Source organism: Nostocoides australiense Ben110 (genome assembly GCF_001050535.1).
Lineage (GTDB): Bacteria > Actinomycetota > Actinomycetes > Actinomycetales > Dermatophilaceae > Nostocoides_A > Nostocoides_A australiense.
In genome coordinates, this window is sequence record NZ_HG764815.1 from 3261101 (window position 1) to 3263427 (window position 2327).

2 protein-coding genes and 1 pseudogene are annotated in these 2327 nt (G+C 71.1%); all 3 read right to left on the minus strand.

The genetic code is table 11. The annotated features are described in order from the left end of the window. Positions 1 to 2 precede the first annotated feature (2 nt). On the minus strand, positions 3 to 1556 hold the full coding sequence (locus tag BN11_RS15820) for an anthranilate synthase component I (protein WP_048699297.1): 1554 nt from the start codon (positions 1554 to 1556) through the stop codon (positions 3 to 5). Next, complete coding sequence (hisI, locus tag BN11_RS15825) at positions 1553 to 1927, minus strand: phosphoribosyl-AMP cyclohydrolase (protein WP_048699300.1); 375 nt, start codon at positions 1925 to 1927, stop codon at positions 1553 to 1555. The genes BN11_RS15820 and hisI overlap by 4 nt, the downstream gene beginning before the upstream one ends. Before the next feature lie 97 nt (positions 1928 to 2024). Next, positions 2025 to 2327: pseudogene (locus tag BN11_RS24050) on the minus strand (ABC transporter ATP-binding protein); the annotation flags it as partial.

Sequence of the window (2327 nt, forward strand, 5' to 3'; positions counted from 1 at the left end):
GCTCACCACGGCGGTCCCAGGGTGCCGGCCGCGGCGACCGCGCGCAGCACCGCGGCGGCCTTGTTGCGGGTCTCTTCGTATTCGGACAGGGGCACGCTGTCGGCGACGATGCCCGCCCCGGCCTGGACGAAGGCCTTGCCCTGCGTGATCACGGCGGTCCGGATCGCGATGGCGACGTCCATGTCGCCGTGGAAGTCGAAGTAGCCGACGACTCCCCCGTAGATACCGCGCCGCGTCGGCTCGTATTCCTCGATGAGCGCCATCGCCCGCGGCTTGGGCGCGCCGGAGAGGGTGCCGGCGGGGAAGGTCGCGGCCAGGGCGTCGTATGCCGTCGCCTCCCTGGCCAATTGGCCGACGATCGTCGACTCGATATGCATGACGTGGCTGTAATGGCGGATGTTGAGGAACTCGACGACGTCGACGGTGCCGGCGTAGCAGACGCGCTGCAGGTCGTTGCGGCCGAGGTCGACGAGCATGACGTGCTCGGCGCGTTCCTTGGGGTCGGCGAGGAGTTCCTCTTCGAGCAGCAGGTCGTGCTCGGGGTTCTTGCCGCGGGGTCGGGTGCCGGCGATGGGGTGCAGGATCACCTCGCGGCCGGTGACCTTGAGGTGCACTTCGGGCGATGAGCCGACGATGTCGAATGATCCGCCGGCCGGGTGGTCGAGCCGGAAGAAGTACATATAGGGGCTCGGGTTGCTGGAGCGCAGGACCCGATAGACGTCGAGTCCGTCTGCGGGACAGTCGATGTCGAATCGCTGTGACAGGACGATCTGGAAGGCCTCGCCCGCGCGGATGTCCTCCTTGCACTGCTCGACGAGGTCCTCGAAGTGCTCCTGGGTGAGATTGGACCGGACGTTCTCGAGAGCGGTGTCGGCGCGGGCGGCGTCGAGGACGGCCACGGTGCTGTCGGTCGGCGTCGCGAGGGCCGCGGTCATGGCGTCGAGGCGTTCGACGGCGTCGGTCCAGGCCCATTCGACACGCTCGTCGGTGTCGTCGTAGTTGACGGCGTTGGCGATGAGGAGCACGGAGCCGTCGCTGTGGTCGAGGACGGCGACGTCGGTGGCCAGGACCATCGCGACCTCAGGCAGGTCGAGGTCGCCGATCGCCTTCTCCGGCAGGCGTTCCCAGCGCCGGACGGCGTCGTAGGAGATGGCGCCGACGAGCCCGCCGGTCAGCGGCGGCAGACCGGCAAGGGCCTCCGTGGCGAGGGCGGCGACGGTGTCGCGGACGGCATCGACGGGGCTGCCGCCGGTGGGCACCCCGACGGGCGGTTCGCCGATCCAGACGGCCTCGCCGTCCCGCTCGGTCAGGGTGGCGCGGCTCGCGGCGCCGATGATCGAGTAGCGGCTCCAGACGCCCCCGTGTTCGGCCGACTCGAGCAGGAAGGAGCCCGGTTTGCCTTGTGCCAGCTTGCGATAGAGGGCGAGGGGGGTTTCGCCGTCGGCGAGCAGGCGGCGGACGACCGGCACGACGCGCCGGTCTTGGGCCAGGACGGTGAAGGTCTCGAGAGCGGGCCACGTGCTGCCGTATGGCAGTGTGGCCGGCCCCGCGCTCATGCCTCGCCTCCCGCGGGCGCATCGGGCGAGATGGTGGCGCGGAGGTCGCCCGCGTCGAAGCAGGTGCGATCGCCGGTGTGGCAGGCGGCGCCGATCTGGTCGACCGTGACGAGGAGGGCGTCGCCGTCGCAGTCGAGGGCGACGCTCTTGACGATCTGGGCGTGCCCGCTCGTGTCGCCCTTGCGCCAGTACTCCCCGCGGCTGCGCGACCAGAACGTCACCCGGCCGGAGGTGAGGGTCCGGTGCAGGGCCTCGTCGTCCATCCAGCCGAGCATGAGCACCTCACGGGTGTCGTGCTGTTGGACGATCGCGGCGACCAGCCCCTGGGCGTCCCGCTTGAGGCGGGCGGCGATGGCGGGGTCGAGACTCACCGGGTCATTGTGCCAACTGGCCGGCGCCGCTCGAGCTCGGCGTCCATGGCGCCTGGCCCGGGAAGTGCGGAGCAGCGTGGAACTCGAGGCCGGCACCTCAGTGAGCGCCCTGGTTGGCGACCCACGAGGCGTAGAGCGCGGCATACGGTCCGTCCTCGGTGACCAGGCGGGCGTGCGGGCCGCGCTGAACGACTCGGCCGGCGTCCATGACGAGCACCTCGTCGGCGGCCTGAGCGGTGGAGATGCGGTGGGCGATGGCGATCGAGGTGCGGCCCCGGGCGAGCGAGTCCAGGGCGCGCTGGATACGGACCTCGGTGGCCGGGTCGACCGCGGAGGTGGCCTCGTCGAGGACGAGCAGGTCCGGGTCGGCCAGGTAGGCCCGGGCCAGGGCGACCAGCTG

Bases quoted from the DNA above. Each gene is read 5' to 3' on its own strand.
- BN11_RS15820 (WP_048699297.1), bottom strand. From the start codon at position 1,556: ATGAGCGCGGGGCCGGCCACACTGCCATACGGCAGCACGTGGCCCGCT.